Below are 15716 nucleotides of genomic sequence, written 5' to 3'. Positions count from 1 at the left end.
TTCTGTCCTGCCCTTATTTAAACTGTTTGAGGAAACGCAGATCGTTTTCGAAGAATGCACGTAAGTCGGTCACGCCGTAGCGCAGCATGGTCAGACGCTCCATGCCCATACCGAAGGCAAAGCCGGAGTAAACTTCCGGATCGATACCTACGTTGCGCAGCACGTTTGGATGCACCATGCCGCAGCCCAGCACTTCCAGCCATTTGCCGTTTTTACCCATCACGTCAACTTCCGCAGACGGTTCGGTGAACGGGAAGTAGGACGGACGGAAACGAACCTGCAGATCTTCCTCAAAGAAGTTGTTCAGGAAATCGTGCAGCGTGCCCTTCAGGTTGGTGAAGCTGATGTTTTTATCAACAATCAGGCCTTCCATCTGGTGGAACATTGGGGTGTGGGTCTGATCGTAGTCGTTACGATAGACGCGGCCCGGCGCGATAATACGGATCGGCGGTTCCTGCTCCTTCATGGTACGGATCTGAACGCCGGAGGTCTGAGTACGCAGCAGACGCGTTGCGTCGAACCAGAAAGTGTCGTGGTCAGCGCGTGCCGGATGATGGCCAGGAATGTTCAGGGCGTCGAAGTTATGGTAATCATCTTCGATTTCCGGGCCAGTCGCCACGGTAAAGCCGAGCTCACCGAAGAAACTTTCAATGCGATCGATGGTGCGGGTAACCGGGTGCAGACCGCCGTTCTCGATGCGGCGACCCGGCAGAGAGACGTCGATCGTCTCTGCGGCCAGACGCGCATTCAGCACCGCGCTTTCCAGCTCGGCTTTACGTGCGTTAAGCGCCTGCTGTACCTGCTCCTTGGCTTCGTTTATCACCGCTCCCGCTGCCGGACGTTCTTCTGGCGGCAGCTCACGCAGGGTTGTCATCTGAAGGGTCAGGTGCCCTTTCTTCCCAAGATATTCGACGCGGACATTGTCTAACGCGGCAACATCTGAGGCCTGATTAATGGCGGCTGTTGCACTGGCAACCAGCTCTGCGAGATGTGACATGATTTTCCTCATTATGTCGGTGCAGACACCGATTTGGTGGAGTTATTCTCTCAAATTCAGGCACAAAAAAAGCCTCCATCGGGAGGCTTATCTGGCGCTGTTTTTCGTTTCATCTTTCACGCGCTAGCCTCCTGAAATCAGGTGCTAAAGTAAAAGAAGAAGCGGAAAATAGCAGCATTCATGCTTGCGTTACCTTGTCTGGTAAAAACCGTTAAGACCTTATTGAAAAGCCTGCACGGGTAAATGTCAATCTTCTTACAGGGTTATATGAAAAGAGGGAGCCAGGCCCCCTCTCTCAACTGGCTTATGCCAGTGCTGCTTTCGCTTTTTCGACCAGAGCGGTGAACGCTACTTTGTCGAATACTGCGATGTCAGCCAGGATCTTACGGTCGATTTCAACAGAGGCTTTTTTCAGGCCGTTGATGAATTTGCTGTAAGAAATACCGTTCTGACGTGCTGCTGCGTTGATACGCGCAATCCACAGTTGACGGAACTGACGCTTACGCTGACGACGGTCACGGTAAGCGTACTGACCTGCTTTGATAACAGCCTGGAAGGCAACGCGGTAAACGCGTGAACGCGCACCGTAGTAGCCTTTAGCTTGTTTCAAAATTTTCTTGTGACGTGCACGTGCAATTACACCACGTTTTACGCGAGCCATATGTGCTCTCCTGTATCTATATTCTTAGTAAAAAATTAAACGTTAACGGCTTATGCGTACGGCAGGCACGCGATAACCAGACCCAGATCGCCTTTAGAAACGAGGCCTTTTGGACGCAGGTGACGTTTACGCTTAGTAGATTTTTTGGTCAGAATATGACGCAGGTTTGCGTGCTTACGCTTAAATCCACCACCACCGGTTTTTTTGAAGCGCTTAGCAGCACCGCGTACGGTCTTAATTTTTGGCATCTTAATAACTTCCACTTCGCATTGTTAAATAAACGAAACATAGGCGAACAAAACCTATGAAACCCGAAGGCTCCACAGATTTTGCTGCTTGAAGGCCTTACTGTTTCTTCTTAGGAGCGAGCACCATGATCATCTGGCGGCCTTCGATCTTCGTAGGGAAGGATTCGACTACTGCCAGTTCACTCAGATCGTCACGGACGCGGTTAAGCACTTCCATACCAATCTGTTGGTGGGCCATCTCACGACCGCGGAAACGCAGTGTGATCTTGGCCTTATCGCCATCTTCCAGAAAGCGAATCAGGCTGCGGAGTTTTACCTGATAATCGCCATCGTCGGTACCAGGACGGAATTTGATTTCCTTAACCTGGATAACTTTTTGCTTCTTCTTCTGTTCCTTAGAAGACTTACTCTTTTCATAAAGGAACTTGCCGTAGTCCATGATACGACAAACTGGCGGTTCGGCGTTAGGGCTGATTTCAACTAAATCTACTCCAGCTTCTTCAGCTTTTTCGATCGCTTCTCTCAGACTCACAATCCCCAGTGGTTCACCTTCAAGATCTGTTAAGCGAACTTCCTGGGCGCGAATCTCGCCATTGATACGATTCGGACGTGCCGTTTGAACTCGTTTTCCGCCTTTAATACCTTATTCCTCCAGTTGTTGAAGACTGCGGCTGCGAATCTCTTGTTGCAGCTTCTCAATCACTTCACTTACGTCCAGGCTGCCCAGGTCTTTACCACGGCGGGTGCGAACGGCAACTTTGCCTGCTTCCACCTCTTTATCACCACAGACCAACATATACGGGACACGACGTAAAGTGTGCTCGCGGATTTTAAAGCCAATCTTCTCATTTCTCAAGTCTGCTTTTACGCGAATGCCCGCATTTTGTAGTTTCTGCGTCAATTCTTTAACGTAATCCGCCTGAGAATCGGTAATGTTCATCACCACGACCTGCACTGGCGCAAGCCAGGTTGGGAAGAAGCCAGCGAACTCTTCGGTCAGGATGCCGATGAAGCGCTCCAGAGAACCGAGAATAGCGCGGTGAATCATTACTGGTACCTGACGTTCGTTGTCTTCGCCAACATAAGAGGCGCTTAAACGCTGCGGCAGGGAGAAGTCCAGCTGTACAGTACCGCACTGCCATGCGCGATCGAGGCAGTCATACAGGGTAAATTCAATTTTCGGACCGTAGAATGCGCCCTCACCCAGCTGGTATTCGAACGGAATGCCGTTCTCTTCCAGCGCCACGGCGAGATCCGCTTCTGCGCGATCCCAGGTCTCATCGCTGCCGATACGCTTTTCCGGACGCGTTGAGAGTTTGACCACGATCTTCTCGAAGCCAAAGGTGCTGTACATATCGTAGACCATACGAATACAGGCGTTAACTTCGTCACGGACCTGATCTTCAGTACAGAAGATATGCGCATCATCCTGAGTAAAGCCACGAACACGCATCAGGCCGTGCAGCGCACCTGATGGTTCGTTACGGTGGCAGCTACCGAACTCCGCCATACGCAGCGGCAGGTCGCGGTAGGATTTCAGACCCTGGTTAAAGATCTGAACGTGACCCGGGCAGTTCATTGGCTTGATGCAGTATTCACGGTTCTCAGACGAGGTGGTGAACATCGCATCTTTGTAGTTGTCCCAGTGGCCGGTTTTTTCCCACAGCACACGGTCCATCATGAACGGGCCTTTTACTTCCTGATACTGGTACTCTTTCAGCTTGGAGCGTACGAACGTTTCCAGTTCACGGAAGATGGTCCAGCCGTCGTTATGCCAGAACACCATACCCGGCGCTTCTTCCTGCATGTGGTACAGGTCAAGCTGCTTGCCGATTTTACGATGGTCACGCTTCGCCGCCTCTTCCAGGCGCAGCAGGTACGCGTTCAGGGCTTTTTTATCGGCCCACGCGGTACCATAGATACGCTGCAACATCTTGTTGTTGCTGTCACCGCGCCAGTAGGCGCCCGCGATCTTCATCAGCTTAAAGTGATGACAGAAGCGCATGTTCGGCACGTGCGGTCCACGGCACATGTCGACGTATTCTTCGTGATGGTACAAGCCAGGCTTGTCATCATGGGAAATATTTTCGTCAAGAATAGAGACTTTATAGCTCTCGCCGCGCTTCACGAAGGTTTCACGCGCTTCGTGCCAGCTGACTTTCTTCTTGATGACGTCATAGTTCGTTTCGGCGAGCTCGTGCATACGTTTTTCGAGCGCGTCGATATCTTCCTGAGTCAGAGTATGGTCAAGGTCAACGTCGTAGTAGAAACCATTGTCGATAACCGGACCGATCGCCATTTTGGTGTTTGGCCACAGCTGTTTGATGGCATGACCTAACAGGTGCGCGCAGGAGTGACGAATGATCTCCAGACCTTCTTCGTCTTTCGCGGTGATGATGGCAAGCGTCGCATCGTTTTCAATCAGATCGGAGGCATCCACCAGCTCACCGTTAACACGGCCAGCAATAGTCGCTTTCGCGAGACCAGGACCAATGTCCAGGGCAACATCCATTGGGCTAACAGCACGGTCGAAATGGCGTTGGCTGCCATCAGGAAGAGTAATTACAGGCATTTTATATCCTTATTTGCAGTGATGCCCCACACATAAGAGCATATACAAAGAAAATAATCGTGATTTGACAATAGATTACGACACCATCTGACCAACAATCGTCAAATTGGTTCGTCATCATTCACCTGCCGAATTCAGATTAATTCGGGTTTACGGCAAGCGACGTAATGTTAACACTAACGGAAAGGAGATTGCACCCTCTGCGGCCAGATTGATGGGCTGGCACTTTCGCACGAATTTGCAGATTGCTTCTCCCCTGCGCTCGCATTTCGATGATGCTGGGCTACTCTTGAACAGGTCCTTAAACCCAAAGGTGCATACCATGAACGTATCCAGTAGAACGGTTGTGATATTGAACATCCTTTCCGCCACAGGTTTATTGTTGATTCTCGCCGAACGATTCCACTGGTTCTGAGCCAATCCCTACGCTGGCATAACCCAATCGATCCTGAAAAGGGGCATATTTCGGCCCTGTTTGGTAGACTGTGGATATTAACGAACAAGGATTAGGTTATGCCAACAAAACGATTTGCCGTAAAACACTGGAAAATGGTGCTGGTGCTGATTGCCATCTGCGGCGCAATGCTGCTACTCCGTTGGGCGGCAATGATTTGGGGCTAGGGGCGAATGCAGGTCATCAGAAGGGACATCAAAAAGTCACAGACAATAAACGGGCCGACATCATCATCGGCCCGCTTTTATTACATTCTATAACCCAGTGAAACCGTGGTTCTGCGGTCGGTATGATCCGGCGCAGATTCTGGTGGTGAAGAGTTCCAGGTCACGTTGTAGGCGAGTTTCAGACCAAAGTGTTCGTTGATAGCCACGTTAAGCGCCGTCTCAGAGTTCAACGTCGTATCGTCGGCACCAAATACAGAAACACCCTGGGTAAATTTGGTGTTGTCAGTCATCTGCCAGGCATAGGTACCGGAAGCGTAACCGAGCGGTTGAGTTTTGGTATCGCCATTGGTGTATTCGTCATAACGCACACCCGGACCGAATTCAAAACGGAAGCTGTGTACCGGTCCGTTCAGGAACTGACGACCATAACCGGCGGTGAAGACATCGCGCTGGCGATAACCGTTGTAACGGTCGGTTAACCAGCTCCCCTGACCAAACAGATAGTCATAGTCGGTCATGTTGTAACGGCTACGTCCGCCTACCGCATATTTCTCGGAAGAACGTTCGTCGTTAGCGGAAGTGTTGCTGGCATTACCCCACAGAGACCAGGCGGTAGTATTACCGTACCATGTGAGCGTACTGTCCGCCGTCAGAGAAGAGCTTTTCGTGTTACCGGATTGTGCCAGGTACCCAGCATTCAGGTTACCTTCAAACGGTTTTTTCGCGGTGGATGGATCGTCCATGACAGTAAAAACGGAATCATCGGCGGTCGCGTTCATAGCCGCAAACACGCCACCCGCCAGCATCAGTGCAGCGGGCACTGTCTTTAAAAGCTTCATTTTATTAAGGAGTCCGTACAACAAAAAAAGAGACCACACGGTCCCGGAATCTTTCTTGAGGATCAATGACAAGGCGTCCAGAGAAAGGTAACAAATTATAAAAAGCCGCAAATAACATAGCAATGTTTTCTTATTTCATTTTTTGAATAAGAACGATCTCAAAAAGCGTTTTATTTTATATATCTCCGGCCTGACTTTTATTGAGTATTCATATTTAAAATCATACTGTTATTTACATTGCCTTCCTGACAAATGGTGCCAGACTAAAAGGAACCCATGCTAAAAGGAGGTAATGATGGTTTCTATCTACACCCTGACGCTCTCCCCTTCCCTTGATTCCGCCACCCTGACGCCGCAGATTTACCCGGAAGGTAAATTGCGCTGTAGCGCCCCGGTCTTTGAGCCTGGCGGCGGCGGGATCAACGTGGCGCGCGCTATTACCCACCTCGGCGGCAAAGCCACGGCCATTTTTCCCGCAGGTGGTGCTACCGGTGAACACCTGGTCTCTCTGCTGGCCGATGAACAGGTGGCCGTAGACACCGTCGAGGCGAAAGACTGGACGCGGCAAAACCTGCATGTCCACGTGGGATCCAGCGGCGAACAGTACCGGTTTGTCATGCCGGGCGCGAAACTTACCGATGACGAGTTCCGTCAGCTTGAAGAAAAAGTGCTGACGATAGAAAGCGGCGCGCTGCTGGTGGTAAGCGGCAGCCTGCCGCCTGGCGTCAGCACGGAAAAATTGACGGCGCTGATTCAGGCTGCACAGCAACGCGGTATCCGCTGCATCGTTGACAGCAGCGGTGAGGCCCTGCAGGCGGCACTGGTGCCGGGCAATCTTGAACTGGTCAAACCCAACCAGAAAGAGTTAAGCGCGCTGGTCAACCGCGAACTGACGCAGCCTGACGATGTTCGCACCGCCGCGCAGGAGCTGGTGCGCAGCGGCAAAGCGCGGCGCGTGGTGGTTTCCCTTGGCCCTCAGGGGGCGCTTGCAGTCGATGAATCGTCATCCGTTCAGGTTGTTCCGCCGCCGATGAAGAGTCAGAGCACGGTTGGCGCGGGTGACAGCATGGTGGGCGCGATGACGCTCAAACTGGCGCAGGGCGCGTCTCTGCTCGAAATGACACGCTACGGCGTAGCGGCGGGTAGCGCCGCCACCATCAACCAGGGCACGCGTCTCTGCTCACTTGCCGATACGCAAAAAATCGTCGATTACCTGTCCCGAAATTAACGCCTGTTCCCCTTCGTCTTTACGGAGGGGAATGTCATCACCGAGTCGCCAAACGCAAACTATCGACTATGCTAAGAAAACTTCCATGATAACAATGAGGTGAATTATGAGCAGTGGTGACATCACACGCTACGTCGTGACCATCAACCTTCATGAGGCATCGCTGACCGAGCTGAATGAGCTCAACAATGCGTTTACCCGGGCTAATTTTCTCCTCACGCTGACGGATGACGAAGGCAATATTCATGATTTAGGCACCCTGACATTTGGTCTGATCGGCGCCCTGAGTCAGGAAGAGGTTCAAGCGCTGGCCGCCAGTCTGGTGGAGAGCGTGACCGACAAGCCTGGCGAAATTAACGTGGATACCTGGGAAAACTGGCGAAAAAAAGAACAATAAGTGCGCTGCATGAATTTAAACCGCTCAGGTGTGCGTTAGTTCGTATTTTTTCACCGCAATTATGCGCTAACTTTATGATCTGGCAGACAACATGGGAGAGTGAACATGTGGCAGGCTATCAGTCATCTTTTACGTGAGCAACTGGGTGAAGGTGAAATTGAACTGCGTAACGAACTGCCAGGCGGTGAGATCCACGCCGCGTGGCATTTACGCTACGCAGGGCGCGATCTTTTCGTTAAATGCGATGAACGAGAGCTGCTTCCGATATTTACCGCCGAAGCCGATCAGCTGGAGCTGTTGTCGCGCAGTAAAACGGTGACGGTCCCACAGGTTCTGGCCGTAGGTAGCGACCGCGATTACAGTTTCCTGGTGATGGAGTACCTCCCCGCCCGTCCGCTGGACGCGCATAATGCATTCATTCTTGGCCAGCAGCTAGCGCGCCTCCATCAGTGGAGCGACCAGCCGCAGTTTGGCCTCGATTTTGACAACGACCTCTCCACCACGCCACAACCCAATGCCTGGCAGCGTCGCTGGTCGACTTTTTTTGCCGAGCAGCGCATTGGCTGGCAGCTAGAACTTGCCGCCGAGAAAGGGCTGGAGTTTGGCAATATAGATGCCATCGTCGAGCATGTTCAGCAGCGCCTGGCATCCCACCAGCCTCAGGCGTCTCTGCTTCACGGCGACTTATGGTCCGATAACTGCGCGCTGGGTCCAAACGGTCCCTACATCTTCGACCCGGCCTGCTACTGGGGTGACAGAGAGTGCGATCTTGCCATGCTGCCGCTTCATCCCGAGCAGCCGCCGCAAATATATGACGGATACCAGTCTGTTTCCCCCCTGCCGCCCGGTTTCCTCGACCGCCAGCCGGTGTATCAGCTTTATACCCTGATGAACCGAGCCATTCTTTTTGGCGGAGAACACCTTGTTAACGCCCAGCGGGCACTTGAGCGTATGCTTGCCGCCTGAGTAGAGAACGGGTGGCCTTGCCGCCACCCTTATCGCTTACAGAAAACCGAGCAGTGAGAAGAAGAAGTACCCCGCCACAATGATGATTACGGGAAGGATATAGAGCGGGAAAATTTGCAGGAAAATGGTGTGACGCGGCACAACAATGCGGGATTCAATCTGCTCCCGACTCATGCCTTCCGGGCCTTTGGCCTGCTCCAGAATCAACTGATCCTCAACGCCTTCGCGTAAAAAGCGCGTCTGACGGCTCATTCGCGCCCCAGAGGCCTGCAGTGCCAGCGCGACAAAGATCAGGGCGTATATCACCCAAAAGCCGATATTCAGCTGTTGATGAAAATCCGGGGTGGGTGAGTTAAACCAGAAGACATTCAAAAATGGCGTATTGAAACGCATCATCTCAATCATAACATGCGCAAAATCAAGCATTACCGCATTGATACCCGGCTGTTTTTCGCTGTGGTCGTACATAAATTTGAGTACAGAAATCAGCGTAGAAATGACGGCAGGAATAAAAATCACCCAGCCTGCAATACGTTTTAAGACCGCAATGCGTCCAGCTTGTTGATACGTCATCAGTTCCTCTTCATAAAGACGCGTTATTTGTGCCTAAGTCTACCTGCTGGTCATCAATTTCGCCCGCTCTTTAAAAGCAATATGCTAAATTGCAGATTGTGCTTAGCACTTATCGTCTGTCGTACACCCTGGATAAGGAGACGTTGTGATGTCGACACCGCGCCAAATACTTGCCGCAATTTTTGACATGGATGGATTACTGATCGATTCCGAACCGCTGTGGGATCGCGCCGAACTGGACGTTATGGCCAGCCTGGGCGTGGATATCAGCCGCCGTAATGAACTACCCGATACGCTGGGCCTACGCATCGACATGGTGGTTGACCTGTGGTTTGCCCAACAGCCATGGACTGGACCGGGTCGAGACGAGGTGACCGCACGCATTATCAGCCGTGCCATTTCGCTGGTGGAAGAGAACAAGCCGCTGCTGCCCGGCGTACGTGAGGCCGTCGCGCTGTGTAAAGCCCAGGGGCTGAAGGTCGGACTGGCCTCGGCTTCACCGCTGCATATGCTGGAAAAAGTGCTCGTCATGTTTGAACTGCGCGACAGTTTCGACGCGCTGGCGTCCGCTGAAAAATTGCCTTACAGCAAGCCGCACCCGCAGGTCTATCTGGACTGCGCCGCTAAGCTCGGCCTGGATCCCCTCAACTGCGTTGCGCTGGAAGACTCCGTTAACGGCATGGTCGCCTCTAAAGCCGCGCGGATGCGCTCCATTGTGGTGCCTGCGGAAGAAGGCCGCCACGATCCCCGGTTTGCCCTCGCCGATGTGAAGCTAAATTCACTGGCAGAACTCACGGCGCATCATCTGCAGGGCGGTTAACGCCCTCCTCCGGTTTGTGACAAACAGTTACACCGTCACCTCTTCCGCCTACTGTATAAAAACCCTATACTGTATGAATTGACAGTTTTGTGGGTTTTATCATGACGGCGGAAGGCCACCTGCTTTTTTCAATCGCGTGCGCAGTATTTGCCAAAAACGCTGAACTCACCCCCGTGCTGGCACAGGGGGACTGGTGGCATATTGTTCCTTCCGCCGTATTGACCTGTCTGCTGCCCGACATCGACCACCCCAAGTCCTTTCTCGGACAGCGCCTGAAGTGGGTGTCTAAACCCATCGCCCGCGCGTTCGGCCACCGGGGGTTTACGCACAGCCTGCTGGCCGTGTTTGGCCTGCTGACGCTGTTCTATTTAAAGGTGCCCGAAAGCTGGATCGTCCCCGCTGACGCTATCCAGGGGATGGTGCTGGGCTATTTAAGCCATATCCTTGCCGATATGCTGACGCCTGCGGGCGTGCCGCTACTTTGGCCCTGCCGCTGGCGTTTCCGTTTTCCCATCCTGGTGCCGCAAAAAGGTAACCAGCTTGAGCGGGTATTGTGCATGGCGCTGTTTGCTTACGCCGTCTGGATGCCGCAAACGTTGCCCGAAAACAGTGCAGTCCGCTGGTCTTCCCAGATGATTAATTCGCTGCAATTTCAGTTTAATCGCTTTATTCATCACCAGATTGAACAGTAAACCAACAAATTTATCCCATTTGTCATAACCCATTCCATTTGGATATAAGCGCTACATCACACTTCTGCTAACCTTCCGCCAACAGGATCGGTAAAAACCGACCCGATAATAAATCAGGAGAACGGGGATGAATTTTCCACTCATCGCGAACGTCGTTGTGTTCGCTGTATTGCTATTGCTTCTCGCGCAGGCGCGCCACAAACAGTGGAGCCTGGCGAAAAAGGTGCTGGTTGGTCTGGCCATGGGTGTCGTATTTGGTCTGGCATTACAGGCAATTTATGGCTCCGATAATCCAGTTCTTAAAGATTCCATTCAGTGGTTCAACATCGTCGGTAACGGCTATGTCCAGCTGCTGCAGATGATCGTTATGCCGCTGGTGTTCGCCTCTATTCTGAGCGCCGTTGCCCGCCTGCATAACGCGACTCAGCTGGGAAAAATCAGCTTCCTGACCATAGGTACGCTGCTGTTCACCACGCTGATTGCCGCGCTGGTGGGTGTGCTGGTCACCAACCTGTTTGGCCTGACCGCAGAAGGCCTGGTTCAGGGTACCGCTGAAACGGCGCGTCTGACCGCGATTCAAACCAACTACGTTGGTAAAGTGGCTGATCTGACCGTGCCGCAGATGGTGCTCTCCTTCATTCCGAAGAACCCGTTTGCTGACCTGACCGGTGCGAGCCCAACCTCGATCATCAGCGTGGTTATTTTCGCCGCGTTCCTGGGCGTAGCGGCGCTGAAGCTGCTGAAAGACGACGCGCCTAAAGGCGAACGCGTGCTGACCGCGATTGACACCCTGCAAAGCTGGGTGATGAAGCTGGTTCGTCTGGTCATGCAGCTCACCCCCTACGGCGTTCTGGCGCTGATGACCAAAGTGGTTGCCGGCTCTAACCTGCAGGACATCATTAAGCTGGGCAGCTTCGTTGTCGCCTCTTATCTGGGCCTGGGCATTATGTTCGTGGTGCACGGCATCCTGCTGGGCGTGAACGGCGTCAGCCCGCTGAAGTACTTCCGTAAAGTCTGGCCGGTACTGACCTTTGCCTTCACCAGCCGTTCCAGCGCCGCGTCTATCCCGCTGAACGTGGAAGCGCAGACCCGTCGTCTGGGCGTGCCTGAATCCATCGCCAGCTTCTCTGCCTCCTTTGGTGCTACCATTGGTCAGAACGGCTGTGCGGGTCTGTACCCGGCGATGCTGGCGGTGATGGTTGCTCCTACAGTCGGCATCAACCCACTTGATCCGGTCTGGATCGCCACGCTGGTCGGGATTGTTACCGTAAGCTCCGCAGGCGTTGCGGGTGTTGGCGGTGGCGCAACCTTCGCCGCGCTGATTGTGCTGCCTGCGCTGGGTCTGCCCGTGACGCTGGTCGCCCTGCTGATCTCCGTTGAACCGCTGATCGACATGGGTCGTACCGCGCTGAACGTGAGCGGCTCCATGACCGCCGGCACGCTGACCAGCCAGTGGCTGAAGCAGACCGACAAAACGATTCTGGAAAGTGAAGACGACGCCGAGCTGGCGCACCGTTAATCACCGTCTGAAATAAAAAAACCGCCTGATGGCGGTTTTTTTATGGCTGTTATTCCTCAACCTCTTCATCCTGGCGGATCTGCATCGCCCACCGCTGCGCTGACTCCGGCACCGTAAAGGTGGGTGAGCGACGGAAATGTTCGCCGATCAGCACAAAGGCCACGTATTTCCCCCGCAGCAGCCAGACATCGCGAAAACCCTCCACTTTCAGGGCATGGTCAGGCGGCGCGGGCTCAACGCGGGGCACATAGCTAATAACCTGGCGGTTTTGTTGACGAAGAGGTTTCATAAGCGACTGGTTCACTAAAGCAAATTCTTGAAGCAGGAAAACTCTATGATAGCCGATCCTGCTGCCTTCCGTCGCGCCCCGAGTGGGTGAGAGGGCTCCTTTCGTTAATCACGTCATGTGAAAACTCTTAGTTCGCGAACCATGTCGCGACATTGTTCTATCCTTAATAGGGTTTTTAGCAATGGATAAAGGAGAAGCGTGCAATGTCGAACAAAGATAAAACACATCAATCACCGATTCATGGCACTGAAGAATCTCAACCGGGTATGGACTCTCTCGCCCCTGCTGACGGCTCTCACCGCCCCTCCCCTGGCCCTTCCGCGCCGGGAGAACAGCCTACCGCACCGGGAAGCATGAAATCGCCGGATACGGGAAACGAGAAGCTGAAATCTCTTGAGCCACACCGTAAAGGCGGCGAAGGTTTTGCGCTCACCACCAATCAGGGCGTACGCATTGCTGACGATCAGAACTCCCTTCGCGCAGGCGCGCGCGGGCCTACCCTGCTGGAAGACTTTATCCTGCGGGAAAAAATTACCCACTTCGACCACGAGCGGATACCGGAACGTATCGTCCACGCGCGCGGTTCCGCTGCGCACGGCTACTTCCAGCCCTATAAGAGTCTGAAAGCGATCACTAAAGCGGATTTCCTCTCCGACCCGGATAAAATCACCCCGGTGTTTGTGCGTTTCTCCACCGTGCAGGGCGGTGCGGGGTCGGCAGATACCGTCCGGGATATCCGCGGCTTTGCCACCAAATTTTATACCGAAGAGGGGATTTTCGATCTGGTCGGCAACAACACCCCGGTGTTCTTCATTCAGGATGCGCATAAATTTCCTGACTTTGTCCATGCGGTAAAACCGGAGCCCCACTGGGCCATACCGCAGGGACAAAGCGCGCACGACACCTTCTGGGACTATGTCTCCCTGCAGCCTGAAACCTTACACAACGTGATATGGGCGATGTCAGACCGAGGCATCCCCCGCAGCTACCGCACTATGGAAGGGTTTGGCATCCACACCTTCCGGATGATCAACGCCGAGGGGAAAGCCACGTTTGTCCGTTTCCACTGGAAGCCGGTGGCGGGTAAAGCCTCGCTGGTATGGGACGAGGCGCAGAAGCTGACCGGGCGCGATCCAGACTTCCATCGCCGCGAGCTGTGGGAGTCCATTGAAGCGGGCGACTTCCCGGAGTACGAGCTGGGTCTGCAGCTCATTCCGGAAGAGGACGAATTTAAGTTCGATTTCGATCTTCTGGACCCGACGAAGCTGATCCCGGAAGAGCTGGTACCGGTGCAGCTGGTAGGTAAAATGGTGCTCAACCGCAACCCGGATAATTTCTTTGCCGAAAACGAGCAGGCCGCGTTCCACCCGGGACATATCGTGCCGGGGCTGGACTTCACCAACGATCCGCTCCTGCAGGGACGCCTGTTCTCCTATACCGATACGCAGATCAGCCGACTCGGCGGGCCGAACTTCCACGAAATTCCGATTAACCGCCCAACCTGCCCGTACCACAACTTCCAGCGCGACGGGATGCACCGTCAGGATATTGATACCAACCCGGCTAACTATGAGCCGAACTCCATCAACGATAACTGGCCGCGTGAAACCCCTCCCGGGCCGAAACGCGGTGGCTTCGAATCGTACCAGGAGCGTATCGATGGCAACAAAATTCGCGAGCGTAGCCCCTCGTTCGGCGAATATTACGCCCACCCTCGCCTGTTCTGGAACAGCCAGACGCCGATCGAGCAACAGCACATCATCGGCGGCTTCAGCTTTGAGCTGAGCAAAGTGGTGCGCAGCTACATCCGCGAGCGGGTAGTCGATCAGTTGGCGCATATTGATATTCAGCTAGCCCAGAGCGTTGCGGACAACCTGGGCATTACGCTGACCGACGAGCAGCGCAATCTTGCCCCGCCGAAAGAGGTTAACGGGGTGAAGAAAGATCCGTCTCTGAGCCTGTATGCGGTGCCGGGCGGCTCGATAAAAGGCCGCGTGGTCGCCATTCTGCTGAACGACAGAACCCGCGCCAGCGACGTGCTGGGAATTATGCAGGCGCTTAAAACCCAGGGCGTGCATGCCAAACTGCTCTATTCCCGCATGGGTGAAGTGACGGCCGACGATGGTTCTGTGCTGCCGGTCGCGGCGACCTTTGCCGGTGCGCCATCGCTCACAGTCGATGCGGTAATTGTGCCGGGCGGAGATCTTGCCAGCCTGCTGACCAACGGCGACGCCGTCTATTATCTGCTGGAAGCCTATAAGCACCTGAAGCCGATCGCGCTGTCCGGCGACGCGCGACAGTTTAAGGCGCAGCTGAAGGTAGCCGATCAGGGTGAGGACGGGATTGTCGAGGGCGATAACGTTGACGATGCCTTTATGACGAAGCTGTTTGATTTGCTCGCCGCGCACCGCGTCTGGTCGCGAAGCAGCAAGATTGACCAGATACCGGCGTAAAAAAAGCCGGGTGGCGCTTGCGCTTACCCGGCCTACATTCGATTGGTTTTGTAGGCCCGGTAAGGCAAAGCCGCCACCGGGCTTTATTTCAAAGATCCCCGAACGTCCCCAAACGATACCCTCGCTCGGCAATCGCGTATTTCAACGACGGCGACGTCAGGACATCCAGCTCCGTCAGGCGCGGCCAGCAGTAGGCGCTTTTATGCACGGTGTTATCGACAAAGGCAGGATGCGCCATGACCTCCAGCGACCGTTCCCCTCGCGCGGCGGAATCATCCAGCACCGTCAGGAACAGCGCGTCGCTGATCTCTTCTCCGTAAAATGCGCTGCTGAACCCCTCAGTGGTGGTGACAGCGCAGTCCGGCAATCCGTGCACCTCGCGATCCACGCGCATCGCGACGCCGTTGCGCTGTGCAAACCCGGAGACAAGCGGGAAAATCGCCGGGATCATATGCACGTGGTGATGGCTATCGATGTGCGTCGGCGCCCTACCAAACACATCAACAAAGCGGTTGAACTGACTCTCCAGCTCGCGGGCAATCTCTTCGAGCGGCAGAGCACCCTGCTCTGCCAGTTCCCAAATCCACTTGCCCAGCTGGCCGTCGCGCGTCAGGCCCGGCATTGGAGAAAGCGGCATCCCGAGCGTCAGTACAAAATGCATGCCGACGCCCAGCTCCGGCACCTCGCGGCTCAGCTGCGCCGCGTGTTCAACCGCCTCACCATTAACCAGCGCCGTGGTAGAGGTCACCACACCCCGGCGACAGGCTTCAATAATGCCGTAGTTCTGGCCTTTCGAGAGGCCAAAATCATCAGCATTAACGATCAGCAGGTTTTCCATTGT

At 54.1% G+C, this 15716-nt stretch carries 19 protein-coding genes and 1 other annotated feature; of the genes, 9 read left to right on the top strand and 10 right to left on the bottom strand.

Features of this window, described 5'->3' with window-relative positions; translation table 11 throughout:
- Positions 1 to 13: 13 nt before the first annotated feature.
- The 6 genes from pheS to thrS all read right to left on the bottom strand — a co-directional run bounded on the left by pheS (position 14) and on the right by thrS (position 4478).
- The gene (gene pheS, locus ELK40_RS09530; RefSeq protein ID WP_020884406.1) at positions 14 to 997 is read right to left on the bottom strand and encodes a phenylalanine--tRNA ligase subunit alpha; all 984 of its coding nucleotides are present in this window, start codon (positions 995 to 997) and stop codon (positions 14 to 16) included.
- Between the two features lie 62 nt (positions 998 to 1059).
- Positions 1060 to 1184: a sequence feature (Phe leader region), on the bottom strand.
- Complete coding sequence (gene pheM, locus ELK40_RS22680) at positions 1135 to 1179, bottom strand: pheST operon leader peptide PheM (protein WP_001386830.1); 45 nt, start codon at positions 1177 to 1179, stop codon at positions 1135 to 1137. It overlaps the preceding feature by 45 nt.
- A 117-nt stretch (positions 1185 to 1301) precedes the next feature.
- A complete protein-coding gene (gene rplT / locus ELK40_RS09520) occupies positions 1302 to 1658 on the bottom strand; it encodes a 50S ribosomal protein L20 (RefSeq protein ID WP_000124850.1) in 357 nt (118 codons plus the stop codon).
- A 50-nt stretch (positions 1659 to 1708) separates the two neighbouring features.
- Positions 1709 to 1906 carry a 50S ribosomal protein L35 gene (gene rpmI, locus ELK40_RS09515; RefSeq protein ID WP_003030583.1) on the bottom strand — a complete coding sequence of 66 codons (198 nt, stop codon included), beginning with the start codon at positions 1904 to 1906 and terminating at the stop codon, positions 1709 to 1711.
- Between the two features lie 97 nt (positions 1907 to 2003).
- The gene (gene infC / locus ELK40_RS09510) at positions 2004 to 2546 is read right to left on the bottom strand and encodes a translation initiation factor IF-3 (protein ID WP_014069901.1); all 543 of its coding nucleotides are present in this window, start codon (positions 2544 to 2546) and stop codon (positions 2004 to 2006) included.
- Positions 2547 to 2549: 3 nt separating this feature from the next.
- Positions 2550 to 4478 carry a threonine--tRNA ligase gene (gene thrS, locus ELK40_RS09505; RefSeq protein ID WP_008500657.1) on the bottom strand — a complete coding sequence of 643 codons (1929 nt, stop codon included), beginning with the start codon at positions 4476 to 4478 and terminating at the stop codon, positions 2550 to 2552.
- Between the two features lie 214 nt (positions 4479 to 4692).
- Here thrS and yncL point away from each other — a divergent pair, with 214 nt between their 5' ends.
- A complete protein-coding gene (yncL, locus tag ELK40_RS22995; protein WP_348523114.1) occupies positions 4693 to 4893 on the top strand; it encodes a stress response membrane protein YncL in 201 nt (66 codons plus the stop codon).
- Positions 4894 to 4991: 98 nt separating this feature from the next.
- Positions 4992 to 5099 (top strand): small membrane protein YniD, encoded by a 108-nt coding sequence (gene yniD, locus ELK40_RS09495; RefSeq protein ID WP_008500658.1) that lies wholly within the window; start codon positions 4992 to 4994, stop codon positions 5097 to 5099.
- Between the two features lie 80 nt (positions 5100 to 5179).
- Here the strand turns inward: yniD and ELK40_RS09490 are convergent, their stop codons facing one another.
- Complete coding sequence (locus tag ELK40_RS09490) at positions 5180 to 5938, bottom strand: YdiY family protein (RefSeq protein WP_111965612.1); 759 nt, start codon at positions 5936 to 5938, stop codon at positions 5180 to 5182.
- 295 nt (positions 5939 to 6233) lie between these two features.
- Between ELK40_RS09490 and pfkB the strand changes: the two genes are divergently transcribed.
- From pfkB to ELK40_RS09475, 3 genes are all read left to right on the top strand, one after another.
- Entirely contained in the window at positions 6234 to 7166 is a 933-nt protein-coding gene (pfkB, locus tag ELK40_RS09485) for a 6-phosphofructokinase II (RefSeq protein WP_127732767.1), read from the top strand.
- A 106-nt stretch (positions 7167 to 7272) separates the two neighbouring features.
- Entirely contained in the window at positions 7273 to 7563 is a 291-nt protein-coding gene (gene ghoS / locus ELK40_RS09480; RefSeq protein WP_115874825.1) for a type V toxin-antitoxin system endoribonuclease antitoxin GhoS, read from the top strand.
- Between the two features lie 105 nt (positions 7564 to 7668).
- Positions 7669 to 8529 (top strand): fructosamine kinase family protein, encoded by an 861-nt coding sequence (locus ELK40_RS09475; protein ID WP_024909435.1) that lies wholly within the window; start codon positions 7669 to 7671, stop codon positions 8527 to 8529.
- A gap of 36 nt (positions 8530 to 8565) precedes the next feature.
- Here the strand turns inward: ELK40_RS09475 and ELK40_RS09470 are convergent, their stop codons facing one another.
- Positions 8566 to 9102 (bottom strand): YniB family protein, encoded by a 537-nt coding sequence (locus tag ELK40_RS09470; protein WP_023311291.1) that lies wholly within the window; start codon positions 9100 to 9102, stop codon positions 8566 to 8568.
- 148 nt (positions 9103 to 9250) lie between these two features.
- On the opposite strand from ELK40_RS09470, the gene hxpB reads away from it, so the two are divergent.
- The 3 genes from hxpB (at position 9251) to ELK40_RS09455 (ending at position 12133) form a co-directional block, all read left to right on the top strand.
- Positions 9251 to 9922, top strand: coding sequence for a hexitol phosphatase HxpB (gene hxpB, locus ELK40_RS09465; protein ID WP_127730474.1), 672 nt, complete (start codon positions 9251 to 9253; stop codon positions 9920 to 9922).
- 101 nt (positions 9923 to 10023) lie between these two features.
- Complete coding sequence (locus ELK40_RS09460; protein ID WP_115874823.1) at positions 10024 to 10614, top strand: metal-dependent hydrolase; 591 nt, start codon at positions 10024 to 10026, stop codon at positions 10612 to 10614.
- Between the two features lie 127 nt (positions 10615 to 10741).
- A complete protein-coding gene (locus ELK40_RS09455) occupies positions 10742 to 12133 on the top strand; it encodes an L-cystine transporter (protein WP_111965608.1) in 1392 nt (463 codons plus the stop codon).
- A gap of 49 nt (positions 12134 to 12182) precedes the next feature.
- On the opposite strand, the gene cedA is transcribed toward ELK40_RS09455, so the two are convergent.
- Entirely contained in the window at positions 12183 to 12422 is a 240-nt protein-coding gene (gene cedA, locus ELK40_RS09450) for a cell division activator CedA (protein ID WP_024909438.1), read from the bottom strand.
- Between the two features lie 203 nt (positions 12423 to 12625).
- Between cedA and katE the strand changes: the two genes are divergently transcribed.
- Positions 12626 to 14875, top strand: a complete 2250-nt coding sequence (gene katE / locus ELK40_RS09445; RefSeq protein WP_127730472.1) for a catalase HPII — start codon at positions 12626 to 12628, stop codon at positions 14873 to 14875.
- A gap of 88 nt (positions 14876 to 14963) precedes the next feature.
- Here the strand turns inward: katE and chbG are convergent, their stop codons facing one another.
- Positions 14964 to 15713, bottom strand: coding sequence for a chitin disaccharide deacetylase (gene chbG / locus ELK40_RS09440; RefSeq protein WP_127730470.1), 750 nt, complete (start codon positions 15711 to 15713; stop codon positions 14964 to 14966).
- Positions 15714 to 15716 lie beyond the last annotated feature (3 nt).

Source organism: Enterobacter sp. N18-03635, from assembly GCF_004006055.1.
GTDB lineage: Bacteria > Pseudomonadota > Gammaproteobacteria > Enterobacterales > Enterobacteriaceae > Enterobacter > Enterobacter vonholyi.
The sequence above is the reverse complement of the archived record's forward strand: the minus strand, read 5'-3'. Positions and strand labels throughout refer to the sequence as shown.

What these genes read in the sequence shown, in the direction of transcription:
- rpmI (WP_003030583.1), bottom strand. Translation starts at nt 1,906, where the DNA reads ATGCCAAAAATTAAGACCGTACGCGGTGCTGCTAAGCGCTTCAAAAAA.
- yncL (WP_348523114.1), top strand. Translation starts at nt 4,693, where the DNA reads ATGGGCTGGCACTTTCGCACGAATTTGCAGATTGCTTCTCCCCTGCGC.
- chbG (WP_127730470.1), bottom strand. Translation starts at nt 15,713, where the DNA reads ATGGAAAACCTGCTGATCGTTAATGCTGATGATTTTGGCCTCTCGAAA.
- pfkB (WP_127732767.1), top strand. Translation starts at nt 6,234, where the DNA reads ATGGTTTCTATCTACACCCTGACGCTCTCCCCTTCCCTTGATTCCGCC.
- ELK40_RS09470 (WP_023311291.1), bottom strand. Translation starts at nt 9,102, where the DNA reads ATGACGTATCAACAAGCTGGACGCATTGCGGTCTTAAAACGTATTGCA.
- hxpB (WP_127730474.1), top strand. Translation starts at nt 9,251, where the DNA reads ATGTCGACACCGCGCCAAATACTTGCCGCAATTTTTGACATGGATGGA.
- ELK40_RS09475 (WP_024909435.1), top strand. Translation starts at nt 7,669, where the DNA reads ATGTGGCAGGCTATCAGTCATCTTTTACGTGAGCAACTGGGTGAAGGT.
- thrS (WP_008500657.1), bottom strand. Translation starts at nt 4,478, where the DNA reads ATGCCTGTAATTACTCTTCCTGATGGCAGCCAACGCCATTTCGACCGT.
- ELK40_RS09455 (WP_111965608.1), top strand. Translation starts at nt 10,742, where the DNA reads ATGAATTTTCCACTCATCGCGAACGTCGTTGTGTTCGCTGTATTGCTA.
- rplT (WP_000124850.1), bottom strand. Translation starts at nt 1,658, where the DNA reads ATGGCTCGCGTAAAACGTGGTGTAATTGCACGTGCACGTCACAAGAAA.
- yniD (WP_008500658.1), top strand. Translation starts at nt 4,992, where the DNA reads ATGCCAACAAAACGATTTGCCGTAAAACACTGGAAAATGGTGCTGGTG.
- ELK40_RS09460 (WP_115874823.1), top strand. Translation starts at nt 10,024, where the DNA reads ATGACGGCGGAAGGCCACCTGCTTTTTTCAATCGCGTGCGCAGTATTT.
- ghoS (WP_115874825.1), top strand. Translation starts at nt 7,273, where the DNA reads ATGAGCAGTGGTGACATCACACGCTACGTCGTGACCATCAACCTTCAT.
- pheS (WP_020884406.1), bottom strand. Translation starts at nt 997, where the DNA reads ATGTCACATCTCGCAGAGCTGGTTGCCAGTGCAACAGCCGCCATTAAT.
- katE (WP_127730472.1), top strand. Translation starts at nt 12,626, where the DNA reads ATGTCGAACAAAGATAAAACACATCAATCACCGATTCATGGCACTGAA.
- cedA (WP_024909438.1), bottom strand. Translation starts at nt 12,422, where the DNA reads ATGAAACCTCTTCGTCAACAAAACCGCCAGGTTATTAGCTATGTGCCC.
- ELK40_RS09490 (WP_111965612.1), bottom strand. Translation starts at nt 5,938, where the DNA reads ATGAAGCTTTTAAAGACAGTGCCCGCTGCACTGATGCTGGCGGGTGGC.